This window comes from Levilactobacillus sp. LN180102 (assembly GCF_050106635.1).
GTDB lineage: Bacteria > Bacillota > Bacilli > Lactobacillales > Lactobacillaceae > Levilactobacillus > Levilactobacillus brevis.
In genome coordinates, this window is the sequence record NZ_JBNIIX010000007.1 from 39,953 (window position 1) to 55,231 (window position 15,279).

Consider the following 15,279-nt stretch of genomic DNA (forward strand, 5'->3'; position numbering starts at 1 on the left):
GTGGTTTTTCACTTGTCTTACAACGCCAACAGTTCTGTCAGTAAAGCCCGCGCTGACGCGTTGAGTTTTTCTTGTGATTTGTCGTTACCCAAGTGCGTATAGATTTCACCGATATACACATCGTCAGCAAATAACTGGTCAAAGACCGCATCGATAATTGGCCGCGTAGCCGCTTCTTCTTGCACTGGACCAAATGGATTGGCAAAGAAAGTGGTACTCATTCCCACCTCGTCCGTGGTGCCTAAAGCCCGACGTTTACCAGCGATAAACGTCTCTTTGGCAAGTACTTGGTCCGCGAACCGTTGCACGCCAACCGCATCATCATAGTTATTGGCGTAGACCCACATATCAATCTCATGGTGGGCCACCACACGTGACCACGTATTAGCCGGAATAATTACCCGCGCATTCTTCTGTTCAGGGTTCATATAAACACCCCGGTCCATGTTGTTGAACGCCACTTCACTACTGAGGTCATCCAAACGGACAAAGGCCCCCGTTTCAGTCCCCTGTGCATACAGATGTCCATCGGCCAAAGTAAAGCTCCCCATGTCATCGAAGATCGTTTCAATATTAGCAATCTGATCATCAGCGACCGCTTGAAGCGCCTCAATAGATTCTGACTTACCGGCCCCCGAGTCACCAAAGAAGACCACCGTCTTGGTTTGTCCATTCGTAAAGGTAATCTTGACCATTGAGCCATGAATTGGGAGGCGTTTTTCCGCAATCATGTGGAGATTGTGCAACGTCAGACACATCTTCTTCATGTAGCCGAAGTAGGTCGTCTGGTCATTGTACGGCACTTGCCCCACATACACGCCATTAGCTTCATCGTAGAAGTAATGCCCATTTTCTGGTTGCTCATCCCCAGCGGCACTGGGAGAACCAAATAGTAAAATCAAATCGGGCTTCTTGCCGGCAATCGCTTGACTATCCGCTAATTGGAATAGGTTAGCTAAGGCAATCCCTGACGCTAAATAATCCCGATGGAAATAAATATAAGCTAAGCTCTCACCGATCATAGCCGGATAGCAGTACCAATCCGTTGCACTCCCCGTGAAGTTAGCGATCGGATTGGTTGCTGACGCCGTGAAGTGTCCCTTTCGCTTATTACTCTTCGTGTGCACCATCATTGGTGGTCGCAGCATCAAGCGACTAATGAACGGAATATCCTGTAAGCTTGTATATTCGGTTGGTGCGGGCCACGCAATTTGCTGGAGTAGCATGCAAGCACTCGACCCCGCATTGACCTGGCGATATACCTGATTGGCATGCCCCTGTAATTTTTCTTCAATTGTTCGGTACAACCGAATGACCAAATCATTGAAACGCTGGTCAATGGTCATAAATTCACTCGCCATCACGTCATTTTGTTGGCTCGTCATCGTTGCCACTCGCAAGAAAGTTCGGTAATACGAGTAGAGGTCTTCAATGCTAGCCAAAATCTCGGCTGGTTGGAACCGCTGGTAAGCATCTGGGCGATCAGTCAAGATAGCCTTAATCGTCGCCAAGTAAACCGCGGGCGTCGCCAGATTAAAGGTTGTGGTTGCATCGGCTTCTGCTGGCACCTTAGTCCGTTGATCGGCTAAGAACACCTGAACGAAACTCGCGAGCTCATCGCTGTTAACCAAATCAAAAATACTGGTAATAAACCGGGCATTGTAGTTCAGAACCGCAACGCTCCGATCTGGATTGGCATAAAACGCGGCTAAATCAACTGTTGCTGGTGTTGGCATGAAAAAACCCCTTTCACGTTATCTTAATATGCCATTTTAGCGTAATTCATCGTCAGTTGGAAGCGTCTTCTGTCGTTGTTCGCGAATTAAATAGCTGAAAGAGCTGTTGAAGTGCGGCATGTTGCGGATTAGCCGCCCGATACATCGCATAAATCACCCGTAAGTCTTCGGGAACCGTCACCGGAATTTTAACCAGGTCAAACGCGGCTAAATAAAGGGTATCTGCTACCAGCCCCACCGCCAGAGATGATTGCACCATCCCCGCAATTGAGAGTTCATCGGGATAAGCCGCCCGTAGTTTTAGCTGCGAAGCGACGCCCTGCCGTTGTAATGTCCGCTGAACCTTTTTCCCAATTAATAGCTCTGGTGAATAGGTTAATACGGGATAGTCGGTTAGGTCAGCTAAATCTAACTGACGACGATTCGCTAGCGGATGCGTTGGCGCCACAATAACAATAAAGGGTTGCTTAAGCAGTGGCTGGTAGTGCATACCTGCCTCGCGCGTATCTGCAGCCGCAATCCCCAAATCAAACGTCTTAGCCGCTAGTCCCGACTGGACTTGTTCAGTGGTCACACTATGTAGTTCAAAGGTCACTTGCTGCGGATGAGCTTGTTCAAATTCATGCAAAACTTGGGGCAAAAAAGTCCCAATAACTGTGGGAATACAACCAACTCGTAGCTTAATCGGTTGCTGACTATTGGTCGCTATCACCTGGGCTACGCCATCATCTAACGTCTGTAAGCTCTGTTGAACGACCAACAACAGTTGCTGTCCTGTGCTAGTCAACACAATATGCCGACCTTGCTTCACAAATAAGGTTAATTTGAGTTCGGCTTCTAGCTTATGAATGGCCGTTGTCAGACTGGGCTGACTCACGTGTAATTCCCGGGCTGCTCGCGTATAGCTCTCCAATCGACCCACACATTCAAAGTAACGTAATTGATTTAAGTTCATGACGACCTCCTCGTTCTATTATTCACAATCTATAGTCGGTCGCTATAGATCCACTAAAAATCGGTATTGGTATTCTCTTAACTTCCAGCCTATCATAAAAGTCATAGAAAACGTTTTCTAAATTTTGCACTTATCCCTAGTTAGGCGGTGTTTCATATGGAAACAACTCATGTCCCCACAGTCTCCGGTCATCGGCGGCTTATCTTTACCGCAGCTTTTATCATTATCTTTTGTTGTTCAGCTTCCGCTGCTTTCTCTGTTTTTGCCGATACATTGGTTAAGGCAACGCGTGCCACGGCCTCGCAAGTTGCCCTGACGTTAACCCTTTATCAATTCTTTATGGCGGCCTTTGGCATCATCTCCGGTCGGGTCATTGACCATGCATCGCCGAAACGGTTGATGTACGTTGGTGGCTTTATCTTCGGTCTCGGCTGGTTCTTGGGCGCATTCGCCCACAATATCTGGTTTTTATACTTTGCTATTGGGCTACTTGCCGGTAGCGGCAATGGTCTGCTCTATAACCCAGCATTACTGACGACTCTCAAATGGTTCCCAGAAAAACGGGGCACCATCTCCGGACTATTACTTGGTGCCGCTTCGCTAGGTCCGCTGGTCTTAGCGAAAGTGGGGGCTTGGCTCTGTGCTACGATGGGCGCCAACGGCCTGATGCCGATTGGTGCCGCCTACCTGATCTTAATCTGGCTAGTTGGCTGGCTGATGGCCTCACCAACAGCACCGACATCAACGAATGCAACTCCCGTCACAACTGGCAAATCACCCAAGGAAATGATGGGTTCACTTAATTTTTGGTTGCTACTACTCCTCTTCGCGATCGCCTGCACGGCCGGAATTATGCTAATTGGCTCGCTATCATCAATCGCCCAGATTCAACTGCAACTGACCCCCATCGTGGCCGCTAACTTTGTCGTCGTCAATACCCTAGCTAATTTCTTTGGCCGGATGATTACGGGTCGGGCTGTGGACAAGCTCGGCGAAACTCGTACCCTACTGATGATTCTCACCTTAACGATCATCGGGCTGGCTGGGTTACGTTTTGCTACCAGCATTGCCATGTTTACTATTTTCCTGATTATTCTTGGTGCCTCATTTGGCGGCGTGCTGGTGGTTTTCCCCACTTTAACGGGGAAAACATTCGGTCAAAAATTTTCTGGTACGAACTATGGCATCATGTTCTTCGGCTATGCCATTGGTGCCTTGATTGGTCCACAGATTGCCACCTTATCTATGAATCAGGCAGCTGGAACCCAGGCCTATAATGGGTCTTACCTTGTCGCGATTGGCGTGGCAGTTATCGGGATCTTAATTGACTTATACTTAATTCACCAAGGCATCGGTCGCCATACAACGACGACAGATTAATCGTTAGGAGGAATATTTTATGGAAATTGATGGTCATACCAAATTAGTCGGGCTAATCGCCCACCCCGCGGGACATTCACAATCCCCCGCCATGCACAACTTAGCTTTTGCTCAGGCCAAGATTAACGCCCGCTTTTTAGCCTTCGATGTTACCAATTCCCAACTGCCCGCTGCTATTGCTGCCATTCGGGCCTTTAACATGTTGGGAGCCAGTGTATCCATGCCCTATAAACAGGCCGTAATTCCCCTGCTTGACCACCTCGACCACACGGCTGAATTGGTTGGCGCAGTCAATACTATTGTTAATCACGACGGCGAATTGACCGGCTATACCACTGACGGGCTTGGTTTCGTCGATGCTTTAGCGGACGATGGCGTCCAACTAACTGGCAAAACAATGACGCTGGCCGGGGTTGGTGGGGCTGGAACACCCATCGCCATTCAAGCTGCCCTTTCCGGCTTGAAGACCTTAAACGCCTTCAACATTAACGACCCTTCGGTTAAAAACGCCCAGCAAATTGTCCAAATCATTAATGACCAAACAGCCTGTCACGCAACCTTCTATCCGTTAGAGGATCGCGACCAGTTCCAAGCAGCTATCGCGACTAGTGATGTTTATACAGATGCCACTGGCCTCGGGATGGGCAAATTAGTCGATCAATCGTTAGTAACTGACCCCACTTGGTTTCATACCAACATGACTGTCTTTGATACGGTCTACGCACCCAGTGTGACTAAACTCATGACAATCGCCCAACAGGCCGGGGTCGCGCATGTTATTAACGGTCAAGGAATGTTACTCAATCAAGGAGCCGCCGCATTTAAGTTGTGGACAGGACAGTCAATGCCGTTGGCTCCCGTTAAAGCTGCTATCTTTTAAAGGAGCGTGTTATGATGTCAGATTGGTTAGGATTAAAGGATAAGGTCTGTGTTGTTACCGGAGCCGTTGGTGGTATGGGCGTCCAAATTTGTCAGGCTTTGGCCGCCCAGCAAGCGACCGTGGTAGCTCTTGATATGGATCAGGCTAAGGTTGCCGACCTGGTCACGCAATTGATTAACGAAGAACACATTGCTGGGTTGGCTGTCAGTTGCGATGTTACCAAAGAAACCAGCGTCCAACACGCCGTGGATCAAGTCAAGGATACATTTGGTCATGTGGATGTCGTCATCAACACCGCTGGCATTTTAAAATTCGATCCACTAGAAAACCTTGATTACGCAACATGGAAACAGGTACTCGACGTTAATTTGAACGGCTATTACTTAGTTACCCATGAATTCGGTAAGCTAATGATTACCCAAAAACACGGAACCTTCGTCCATATCTCGACCGTTGCCAGCGACATTCCCGAAACCTATAGCGGCGCTTACAGTACCAGCAAAGCGGGGGTCAATATGCTGTCCAAGCAAGTCGCAGCAGAATGGGGAATGTTTGGCATTCGGAGTAACGTCTTAGAACCTTGTCTGGTTAAGACGCCAATGTCGGCCGCCTTTTATGCCGACCCACAAGTTGAAAACGGCCGTAAGACCTTGACCGCTAGCAAACGCATCGGCACAACAACGGATATCGCCAACGCCGTTCTCTTCTTGGCTAGCGACCGCTCAAGTTACATCAACGCTACTGGTCTCGTGATCGATGGCGGTTTCAGCGTCATGATGCAAAATCAAATTCCTAAGCCCGGTGGTCGCCGCGGTTTCGCTGAAACGCATTAGTCATATAACGTTGAGCTGTTAAATCGTCTTGTCAGTTAAGCCACTCTGGTGTAAGCTAACGCTAAGTTATCAAGGAGGCAGCAACTATTGGACGTAAAGACCTATTGGCAACACTTTAAAGCCCATCACCCAGAAATCACCACCGATCATTATGACGCCTATGCTTTTGGCAGTTCAGACGCAACCGCTGATTTGCTAGCGCACCTCGTCAAGATTGGACAAAAAACCGCAACCACTTCAGCAGTCGAGTTGTATGAAGCCGATGAACCCTTTCCGTTCGTTGGCGAATACAATATCATCTTAGATGCGCAAGGAAACCCGGTCTGTGTCACGCAAACTAAGGTCACCGAAACGGTGCCTTTCGATCAGGTCAGTCAGGAACACGCCTACCATGAAGGCGAAGACGATCGCACGTTAAGCACTTGGCGCAAAGAGCATCGCGCCTTCTTCACCCGTGAATACCAGGTGGCTGAACAAACATTTAACGACCAAATTCCCTGCTTCTGTGAGGTCTTTGAAGTGGTACGGTAACTCTCAGTTAGAAAAATAAAAGCTAGGTTCAACCAAAAAGTGGTTGAACCTAGCTTTTTTGACAACTTATGACTTAGTCGACTGACGACCATCACGCAACATGGCGGCAAAAATCCAACCAACTACGGCGACCGCCAAGAATGTCAGGAAAACCGCCTGATACCCAGCCAGACTCGCTGCCGTTCGCGACATTCTCGGCAAATGACTACTGGTGACCAGTGCCAAAACAAGCGTTGCCACCGCCACACCAGTTGACCCTAAAATTTGTCGCACAGTGGTAATCACTGCGGTTCCATGTGAGATTAACTGATCTGGTAGCGAGTTGGCGCCTAGCGTCACTGCTGGCATCATCACGAAGGCATTGCCCCCTTCAATTAATGCCGCAATCACCATCATGGCAACCAGTGATTGCCGCCCACCGACTAAGACTAACCATAACCACCCCAAGACAATCATGGTCATCCCGGTTAGCATGGTCGCCTTAAACCCAATGCGATCGGCTAACTTGCCAGTTAAGGGATTCAGCAAGCTCAAAACCACGGCCCCAGGAACTAAGGCCATCCCCGAAGCAAATGGCGAAATTCCCAAAACCTCTTGATAATACAATGGGAAAATGATTGTCACCACAATTAACGCAATATAAGACGTTCCCGTCAGTAATACGGCAAGATCAAAGTTAACGGTCTTGAGCACCCGTAAATCCAATAGTGGCGTTGCCACGTGAAATTGTCGCCAAACAAAGTACGCCACCGCCAATAAACTGACGATAAGTAGGCCGCTCATCCAGCCCCAATTGACAGCCGTCTTACCAATTTGGTTTACCACATACAACAACCCGATAAACCCGACGCTACTTAGAACCGACCAGTAGTCTAAATGGGCCTTGTGTTGGGGCATCACATTCTTAATCGTCTTGAGGGCCACTAGAAAGACCACCGTAACAACTAACATAAAGACCACGAATAACCCTTGCCAACTGGTGTACTTCAACACAATGCCGGAGATAATCGGCCCCACGGCTAATGCGGACCCCATGACTAGGCCTGCCATGCCCATAACACTCCCCCGCTGGGTTTCTGGAGTGATGCGCAACATGACCGTTTGATAGGACGGAAACATGATTCCCACGGCCATGGCTTCCATCACCCGCCCGACCATCATCAAGGGAAAACTGGTGGCTAGGTAAATAATAAAGGTCCCCACATCGAATAAGGCCAAAACACTAACAAATAAAATGGGAAACTGAATGTTATTTAAGAGCCACGGACTAACGGGCATCATGACCACCATGACTAACATAAAGCCAGTCGTCAGCCACTGCACCGTAGATGCTGGAATATTAAAATACTGCATCAACGTTGGGTATGCCGTTGACAGTGATGATTGACTAATCGACATGGTAAAGGTTCCCGCCAGTAACGTCCAAATAAAGGCTAGGTGGCTATACGGCCGCCCTTGTAAATCAACTGCTTCTTCCATCACAACCCACTCCCTTATGCCACTTTAGAAATATTCTTAACTAGAGTTTAGTTTAGTCCATTTTTCTTGGCCTGTAAACCATCCCGCAAGCACAATGACATAATCCGGTTACTTCTGGTTTAATCTTTGGTACAATGAACCTAGTTAACGAATACACCGTTAGGAATCGAGGATAGATCATGGACTTAGTCAGCTACTTAACCGATGAAATTAGCTTTTTAACCGAACAAATGGATCGCGCGGAAAATGAGAAGGATAACGCCATGCATTTCTTATGCGATGCGCGCATCACCGAAGCCAAACGCGTCTTAGAGCAGGTTAATGCGGGAAAGATCACCAGTTTAAAAGCTTAAATCGTCAACGGGCCCAGGCAGCTTGCCGCGGTCCGTTTTTTACTTTTAAGATTTAACCACATCTATTCGCCGAAAGAGCAGAATTGGTGTACATTAGAACTAGTCAAAATTTTTGAGGAGGTAACACGTTGATAACCATTAAATCAGCACGTGAAATTGAAAAAATGGCAGCCTCAGGCGCTGTCTTAGCCGGTGTTCACAAGGGTTTACGAGACATTATTAAACCCGGTATCTCAAGTTGGGAAATCGAACGCTTCGCGAACAAATACATTGAAGAACACGGGGCAACCCCTTCAGAAAAGGGCTTTGAAGGCTACAAATATGCCACCTGCGTCAGCGTTAACGACGAAGTCGCCCACGCCATTCCTCGTAAGGAACTAATCTTAAAGAATGGCGATATCGTTAAAGTCGATATGACGGTCAACTTAGACGGGTTTGAAAGTGACTCATGTTGGACCTACGCGGTCGGCGATATCAGCCCCGAAGCAAAGCATTTAATGGACGTCACCAAAAAAGCCCTTTATCTGGGGATTGACCAAGCGGTGGTTGGTAACCGTATCGGTGATATTGGTCATGCCATTCAGGCCTACACAGAAGGTCAAGAACACATGGGTGACGTCCGGGAGCTGATTGGTCATGGTATTCAACCAACCATGCACGAACAGCCTAACGTCCCTAATTATGGAGAAGCTGGCCACGGCTTGCGTTTACGCGCCGGTATGACCATCACCATCGAACCCATGATTAACTTGGGAACTTGGGAAATCATCACCAAAGAGGTCGCTGATAAGTCTTGGAACTACTATGCCACGGCCGATGGCTCCTTATCTGCCCAGTATGAACACACGCTCGTCATCACGGACGATGGTCCTAAGATTTTGACTTCACAAGATCCTGAATTCGATAAAGACTACCTACTGTCGTAAAAAGGAGCGCCGACCATGCCATTGACCAACCACACGCCCGAAGATCGGGTACAGGATATTTTTGATCACATCGCACCACAATATGACCAAATGAATAGTGTCATTAGTCTCGGTACCCACCATTGGTGGCGTCAGCGGGTAATGCAGGCTATGACGTTACATGCTGGTGATTTTGCCTTAGACGTGTGTTGTGGTACCGGTGACTGGACCATTGCTTTGGCCCAAGCCGTTGGCCCGGCTGGACACGTTGTGGGGTTCGACTTTAGTGGTGTGATGCTACAACATGCTACCACTAAGGTTCGCCAAGCCCAGCTTGACGATCGGATTACCTTACGCCAGGGAGACGCCATGCAGTTACCCTACCCTGATAATTATTTCAATGTGGTCACGATTGGCTTCGGCTTGCGCAACGTTCCTGATGCCACTCAGGTGCTACGAGAAATGGCACGCGTGGTGAAGCCTGGTGGTCAAGTGATTTGCCTTGAAACCTCCCAACCAACTAATCCACTGGTCCATGCCGGTTGGCAGGTTTACTTTGGCCATGTCGTTCCTTTAATGGGTCGGCTAGCCCACCACTACCAAGCCTATAATTACCTGCAATCATCCACGCACCACTTCGTTTCCGCAAAAGAACTCAGCCGGTTATTCACGGCTGCTGGTTTAACTCAAGTTCATTACGACTTATTTAATCTGGGAGCCGCGGCCGTCCACTGGGGACGAAAACCATACTAAATTTGCTATTAATAAAAACAGCGATATCAGAAAAAATTCTGATATCGTTGTTTTCATTAGTTGCATCTGCTGTGGGTCATGTGGCTCCTCACTGACGCCTGTCAAACACGCGACTCATGCAAGTCGCTGTCGGCACGACTGGTTGGAATCAGCTATAGCCACGAGTAATGACCAACACGAAAATATCAATGTTCACAAACAGTGCGATTAAAGAAGCTAAAATAAAAAATGGAATTATTCTAATCGGGTTTAAAGGTTAACCAACGCGACCGACCACGCCACACACCACAGTAGCCCGGCGGGAAGCGACAAATGGGCTCAGTACCGTCGTTATCCTTGGCGCGCGTTTTTAGCGCGCTTTAGGATAAGACCGAGCTTTAAGATAAGCGAGTTACTTGGCTTAAAGTCGTGTCCGGTACGTTCCAGCCCATTTTCCGCGACCAAAGGGCGGACAATTGAGACTAAAAAGTAATTGCTTTAGCCGCCCTAACCTAGTGGGACAGACGATTTCATTAGCCGTTATCTATGCCCCCGCATTGAAAGCCGCAATCTGGGCTAGTAGTTTTGTGTTGCGGTTCAAACGAGCGAATGCCGCCGCATCCTGAATGTCTTGCGTAATCTGGGCAGTTGCGCCATTGGTCTGCCGATAATTGCGCGCTCGTTGATACAAAATCCGTGCCAAATAATACGTCACATGGTAGTCCTTACAGATTTCGACGCCATAGCTAAGTAGATCGTTACTACGTGCCACCTCACCCGTTTCGCCAAGGAACTGGCCAGTGTAATAGATAATGTTCAGCGTTCGCCAGATATTGTGGCGGTTTTTAAAAGTGGACTGGTGAATTTGGCTAGCGCCCTTATTAAAGTAAAAGGTCGCTGCATCCAGATCCCCTTCCTGACTGTAGGCCAGTCCCATTCCCGTATAAGCCAGCAGCGTGTACATTGAATGGTGACCTTCGTCCAAGCGATTTAAAATTTGGGAAAAATCGTAGAGCGCATCCGCAATAGCGCCGCCACTCAATGCGGTCACATATCCCCGGATAAAGTAAAAACGAAGTTGAAATGTCGAGGTTCCCTTCGTGGGATCACCCAATTTGGCCAAATTGGCTCTTACCTGATCGTACTCCTCAACCAGTAGCTGAAACTCGGCTTCCTCTAGCGTCCGCGACCGCACCGAATCTTCATCATGATTCAACGGAAATAGGTCATTGAGCGTCAATTCCAAACGATCACATAGTTGCAGTAAAATTTTGAGTGATGGCACCTTGCCGTTACGCTCAAACTTACTTAGCGTTGCCTGCGTACAGATTCCAGCAGCTAATTGGTTTTGTGATAGGTGAAGCCGTTTACGCGTTTCAATGAAAATATCAATATTCATGAAGTCAGCCATCCCTTAAACATTATCGGCCTATTATAACAAATTTCGTGAGACTAATGGGGCATTTGCCAGCCATGATTTTCTCGATCCCAATCCCGTTTCCGACTATCAGAAACAAACGGATTCCCCGCAACAGTATAACGGAGTGGCTTGTCCTGCCAACTCCCAGCACTGACCCCTACTCGTGAGGTAGCCATAACCTGACGTGGGTGCCGCGTAACCGTTGGCGTAATCGTTAGATTCTGTGCACCCAACGGTGTCCGATTCAACGCTTTAGATTGTAAACCTAAGGCCGCCGTTAATTTTCCCGGCCCATTGGTCAGATCAGGTAACGGTTTATCTCGGTGGGTCTGCATCAACTCAATCCCGCGGTTCGGTTCAATCCCCCGAATTAAGATTCCTTGGGGAATACCATTCGCTTGGGTTGCCACATCTAACATGTAATAGCCCCGTAAGACATAAATGTAGATGGTCCCAGGATCATCGTACAGTGCCGCATTTGCGGCCGTATACCGGCCATTAAACGCATGCGCCGCGGTATCCTGTTCTCCCAAATAAGCTTCTGCTTCTACAATCCAGCCGCTCATGATTCCAGCTGGTGTTTGATAAATCAATTCATGCCCCAACAACTCTTGTGTAATTTGTTCAGTGGGCCGCCCGGTAAAAAAATCGGCTAATAAAGACATTGTCGCAGTCGCTCGCTTTCTTTTAGACTATGGTACACTAACCGTATGGAGATGATTTTAAATGGCAATTAAGTGTGAACGAATCTACACGAAACCTGCTGACTTAACTGGATTTCGCGTGCTAGTTGATCGATTATGGCCACGGGGCATCTCAAAAGTTAATGCCCAACTTGATACTTGGGAGAAAGCGATTGGTCCGAGCACCGACCTACGGAAATGGTTTAATCACGACCCCGAAAGGTTTGCCGCATTTCAGACCAAGTATCGCGCTGAGTTACAAGCTAACCCAGCACTTCCGGATTTCTTGAAGGTCATCGCAACCCAAGTCGCCAAACAAGACGTCATCCTTCTCTTTGGGGCCAAGGACGAGACTCATAACCAAGCAATTGTGCTTAAAGACTTTTTGAAGACCCAATTGGCTGGGAAAGTACCCGCCGAACGGTTGCAAGACTAAGCTCCTGAGTACTCGTCAGCTGTGCGGTGACACCTGGAAGTGGCTGCGAATTGATTCCAATCGTTAAGCACCCCGCTGCCCGTGCGGCTTGAACTCCCGTCACGGTATCTTCAAAGGCCACACACCGTTCAGGCGGCAATCCTAAGAGACCAGCGGCCGCAAGGTAAACATCCGGCGCTGGCTTACTGGCTTTAAGACTCCCCGCCGGAACAATGTGCGTGAAGTAACTCGTTAAGCCGAGGTGGGCAATCTCTGCTGGCGCATTCGTGGAGGCGGACGCTAACGCCATCGGATACCCAGCAGCCACAATTTCATCCAAAAAAGCGGTCACACCCGGCAAGCGGTTAGCTGGTGTCAGCTCAGCCACGTACTGTTTGTACAAAGCATTCTCATGATCGGTCAGTGACTGCCGTTGTGCCGCCGTAAATGCCGCCTGTTGCTTTCCCGCTGCCAAGATGGTCTCTAGCGAATCCGCCCGACTCATTCCGGGTAGGACCGCTGTCAAATGGTCGGTCCATGGGATATGCAACTCATCAGCAATTGCTCGCCATGAGGCTAAATGATATTGCCAAGAGTCAGCAATAACCCCATGTAAATCGAATAGAAAACCCTGAACGACTGGCTGTTGCATCGACGTCTCCTCCTTTTGAAAGCGTTTCATTTAGCTTACATTATACACCAAATGACCCACTGACCAAACGAGTTGGTCGCATCAAAAAGGCTCCGTGAAATCCATTTAGATTTCGCGGAGCCACTTTTTGTAACCCTAACGAATGACAATGACCGAAACGTCGGCCTTTTTAGTCAACCGCAAACCAATGGCACCTGGATGACCATGACTCGCAAAGTCCACGTCAGCACCACACACAATCAAATCTGGTTGGAAATCTGGGACAATCTTTTGCAAGATCACATCATCCACATCGCCGCCCTCAGCAATGATTGGTTGAACATGCTCAACCCCAAATGCCTCGGCCTTCGCCGCATATTCTTGGACAATTGTTTTGAGATGCTCCCGCTTTTCATTTAACTTAGCCGGCATCAATGATTCATAAATACTAATATCGTTACTTTCTAAAACTGATGCAATACCCAAGTGGGCCTGGTAATCATGCGCCAACGTCAAAGCAAACCGGAATGCCCGGCTGGTTGACGGTCGGTCGTCTTCATCAATCGTAATCAAAATCCGGCGAAAGACTAATGGACTATCACTTTCATCTGCCATAAATTAAATTCCCTCCATCTGGATGATTCGGCTTAATTGTATCATATCTCATTTGAAAATTGGGACACAAAAGGCCGGTTAAACCGGCCTTTTTTTTACCGCGATTCATGATTAATTAGCATGGTCGGGTGATAAAATCATCGGTCCACGCACCGCCCGGGGTAATTCAACTGTAATCCGGCGAATAACCACCGGTTGAGGAACCACCACTGGTACTGGCTTGGGCTTTGCCGCTAACATGTGCCAGATGGAGTGCAGTAACAGCAAGCAGACTACCATGAGTGGGAAGCCCGCAATCGTTGAAACCGTCTGGACTGTCTTGAAGCCACCGACCATCACAATACCGAAGGAGAAGAAGATGAACACAACCACCCAAATCATTCGATTCCAACGACTTGGTTCTTGCCCGTCATCCAAATGTAAGCTGGTGAAGGAAGAAACAATAAACGCTGAAGATGAAATGGTTGTGGCCAAGAAAATAAAGCAAGAGATACAATACAAGGCTAAGATAATCATCTTAAATGGCAAGGTCGCAATGACTGTTGCCACAACGGCAGCTTGGCCCTGTGTATTTAAGATATGTACCAGATTGACGGCACCTGTCCGTTGTAACCACAATGAGTAGCCACCAAAGATGGCATAAAAACTCATGCAGCCCAAAGCTCCGTAAGTTAACATTCCTACTAAAACCTGACGGATGGTCCGCCCTTTAGAAATTCGGGCGATGAACAATCCCATAACTGGCATGTATGACAACCACCAGCCCCAATAAAAGATGGTTTCTTGTTGGGCAGTACTCCCGCCGCCACCATTAGGCAAGGTGTTCGTTGACATTGAAACAAACTTTTGAGCCATCAAGCCCAAGCTATTCGTTTCTGAATTTAAAATATAAATAGTGGGTCCTAAGACCAAGATAATGGCTAATAAGCCCAGTGCAGTCCAAATATGGGCAGAGCTTAGCCGGTTAATTCCACCGTTTAAGCCATGGAATACTGTGACTGCAAATAAAATAAAGAGAATTACGAAGAGTTCAATCTTTAGCATTAAATTATCTTGAACACCGGTAAGTCGGCTTAACACTTTAGAGATAATCGGAATTTCCATTCCGACAGATGAGCCAATCCCGCCCATGATCCCAAAGACCACGAGGAAGTCAATGACATGGCGCGCCACAACTTTTCCTTTGCTATCGCCTTGCAGACTTGTAATTGCCGCACTGACACGTTGAACCTTCCCATGCTTCACATATAACACATAGGCAATCGCAATGGTTGCTGGCGCAAACATCATCCACGCCATCGGCCCCCAATTAAATTGGCCCAACATGTGAGCAGAGCTATACGCCGCACTCGAAAATGGCTTGGCGCCAAAAGCGGGGTGCTGCACATAACGCAACGGATCAACGATCGACAGCATCAAGATGCTGGCATCAATCGCCGTGGCGAACACCATGCTTCCCCACTGAAAGTTACTGTAGTGAGGCTTATCATCGGGATCGCCCAATTTCACTTTACCAAACTTACCAAATGCCAAATACATAAAAAATAAAAAGTTGACGACGTACACCATCAGATAAGCCCACGACATGTTCGTATCGATCCAGTTCAGTAATGAACTCAAAGTGGTCTGTAATTGACTACCACCAAAAATAAAGATAGCTGACGCGAGAATAAATAACACGATGGTTGGCACGAATACTAACTTATCAATATTTTTACGCGCTAAAATAAA

Annotated in this window: 16 protein-coding genes; 8 read left to right on the forward strand and 8 right to left on the reverse strand. The window is 48.0% G+C overall.

Translation table 11 applies throughout. The features are described from left to right. Positions 1 to 17: 17 nt before the first annotated feature. Together ACP4IT_RS05745 and ACP4IT_RS05750 are read right to left on the reverse strand one after the other, a co-directional pair. Positions 18 to 1,736 (reverse strand): hypothetical protein, encoded by a 1,719-nt coding sequence (locus tag ACP4IT_RS05745; protein WP_015474229.1) that lies wholly within the window; start codon positions 1,734 to 1,736, stop codon positions 18 to 20. 52 nt (positions 1,737 to 1,788) lie between these two features. After that, entirely contained in the window at positions 1,789 to 2,691 is a 903-nt protein-coding gene (locus ACP4IT_RS05750; protein WP_085769283.1) for a LysR family transcriptional regulator, read from the reverse strand. A gap of 156 nt (positions 2,692 to 2,847) precedes the next feature. Between ACP4IT_RS05750 and ACP4IT_RS05755 the strand changes: the two genes are divergently transcribed. The 4 genes from ACP4IT_RS05755 (at position 2,848) to ACP4IT_RS05770 (ending at position 6,315) form a co-directional block, all read left to right on the forward strand. Then, complete coding sequence (locus ACP4IT_RS05755; protein ID WP_156646267.1) at positions 2,848 to 4,071, forward strand: MFS transporter; 1,224 nt, start codon at positions 2,848 to 2,850, stop codon at positions 4,069 to 4,071. A 19-nt stretch (positions 4,072 to 4,090) separates the two neighbouring features. Then, positions 4,091 to 4,951 carry a quinate/shikimate dehydrogenase gene (locus ACP4IT_RS05760; RefSeq protein ID WP_156646265.1) on the forward strand — a complete coding sequence of 287 codons (861 nt, stop codon included), beginning with the start codon at positions 4,091 to 4,093 and terminating at the stop codon, positions 4,949 to 4,951. A gap of 14 nt (positions 4,952 to 4,965) precedes the next feature. After that, on the forward strand, positions 4,966 to 5,784 hold the full coding sequence (locus tag ACP4IT_RS05765) for an SDR family NAD(P)-dependent oxidoreductase (RefSeq protein ID WP_035464462.1): 819 nt from the start codon (positions 4,966 to 4,968) through the stop codon (positions 5,782 to 5,784). Positions 5,785 to 5,871: 87 nt separating this feature from the next. Then, positions 5,872 to 6,315, forward strand: coding sequence for an ASCH domain-containing protein (locus tag ACP4IT_RS05770; protein ID WP_024855449.1), 444 nt, complete (start codon positions 5,872 to 5,874; stop codon positions 6,313 to 6,315). 66 nt (positions 6,316 to 6,381) lie between these two features. Here ACP4IT_RS05770 and ACP4IT_RS05775 read toward each other — a convergent pair whose 3' ends face one another. After that, a complete protein-coding gene (locus tag ACP4IT_RS05775) occupies positions 6,382 to 7,794 on the reverse strand; it encodes an MFS transporter (RefSeq protein ID WP_011668598.1) in 1,413 nt (470 codons plus the stop codon). A 179-nt stretch (positions 7,795 to 7,973) separates the two neighbouring features. Here ACP4IT_RS05775 and ACP4IT_RS05780 point away from each other — a divergent pair, with 179 nt between their 5' ends. The 3 genes from ACP4IT_RS05780 (at position 7,974) to ACP4IT_RS05790 (ending at position 9,805) form a co-directional block, all read left to right on the forward strand. Then, a complete protein-coding gene (locus ACP4IT_RS05780) occupies positions 7,974 to 8,147 on the forward strand; it encodes a hypothetical protein (RefSeq protein WP_011668599.1) in 174 nt (57 codons plus the stop codon). Between the two features lie 128 nt (positions 8,148 to 8,275). Next, complete coding sequence (map, locus tag ACP4IT_RS05785) at positions 8,276 to 9,073, forward strand: type I methionyl aminopeptidase (protein WP_011668600.1); 798 nt, start codon at positions 8,276 to 8,278, stop codon at positions 9,071 to 9,073. A 15-nt stretch (positions 9,074 to 9,088) separates the two neighbouring features. Continuing rightward, complete coding sequence (locus tag ACP4IT_RS05790) at positions 9,089 to 9,805, forward strand: demethylmenaquinone methyltransferase (RefSeq protein ID WP_156646258.1); 717 nt, start codon at positions 9,089 to 9,091, stop codon at positions 9,803 to 9,805. Between the two features lie 523 nt (positions 9,806 to 10,328). Here the strand turns inward: ACP4IT_RS05790 and ACP4IT_RS05795 are convergent. Together ACP4IT_RS05795 and ACP4IT_RS05800 are read right to left on the reverse strand one after the other, a co-directional pair. Beyond that, positions 10,329 to 11,183 carry a helix-turn-helix domain-containing protein gene (locus ACP4IT_RS05795; RefSeq protein WP_041815576.1) on the reverse strand — a complete coding sequence of 285 codons (855 nt, stop codon included), beginning with the start codon at positions 11,181 to 11,183 and terminating at the stop codon, positions 10,329 to 10,331. Between the two features lie 53 nt (positions 11,184 to 11,236). Next, positions 11,237 to 11,869 (reverse strand): DNA-3-methyladenine glycosylase, encoded by a 633-nt coding sequence (locus tag ACP4IT_RS05800; protein ID WP_015474233.1) that lies wholly within the window; start codon positions 11,867 to 11,869, stop codon positions 11,237 to 11,239. A 61-nt stretch (positions 11,870 to 11,930) separates the two neighbouring features. On the opposite strand from ACP4IT_RS05800, the gene ACP4IT_RS05805 reads away from it, so the two are divergent. Continuing rightward, positions 11,931 to 12,323, forward strand: coding sequence for a DUF488 domain-containing protein (locus ACP4IT_RS05805; protein ID WP_015474234.1), 393 nt, complete (start codon positions 11,931 to 11,933; stop codon positions 12,321 to 12,323). On the opposite strand, the gene ACP4IT_RS05810 is transcribed toward ACP4IT_RS05805, so the two are convergent. The 3 genes from ACP4IT_RS05810 to ACP4IT_RS05820 form a co-directional block, all read right to left on the reverse strand. After that, the gene (locus tag ACP4IT_RS05810) at positions 12,262 to 12,954 is read right to left on the reverse strand and encodes a beta-phosphoglucomutase family hydrolase (RefSeq protein ID WP_041815579.1); all 693 of its coding nucleotides are present in this window, start codon (positions 12,952 to 12,954) and stop codon (positions 12,262 to 12,264) included. The two genes, ACP4IT_RS05805 and ACP4IT_RS05810, sit on opposite strands and share 62 nt — an antisense overlap. Before the next feature lie 135 nt (positions 12,955 to 13,089). After that, positions 13,090 to 13,548 carry a universal stress protein gene (locus ACP4IT_RS05815; RefSeq protein ID WP_011668607.1) on the reverse strand — a complete coding sequence of 153 codons (459 nt, stop codon included), beginning with the start codon at positions 13,546 to 13,548 and terminating at the stop codon, positions 13,090 to 13,092. A 111-nt stretch (positions 13,549 to 13,659) separates the two neighbouring features. Continuing rightward, complete coding sequence (locus tag ACP4IT_RS05820) at positions 13,660 to 15,240, reverse strand: BCCT family transporter (protein ID WP_011668608.1); 1,581 nt, start codon at positions 15,238 to 15,240, stop codon at positions 13,660 to 13,662. Between the last annotated feature and the right edge of the window lie 39 nt (positions 15,241 to 15,279).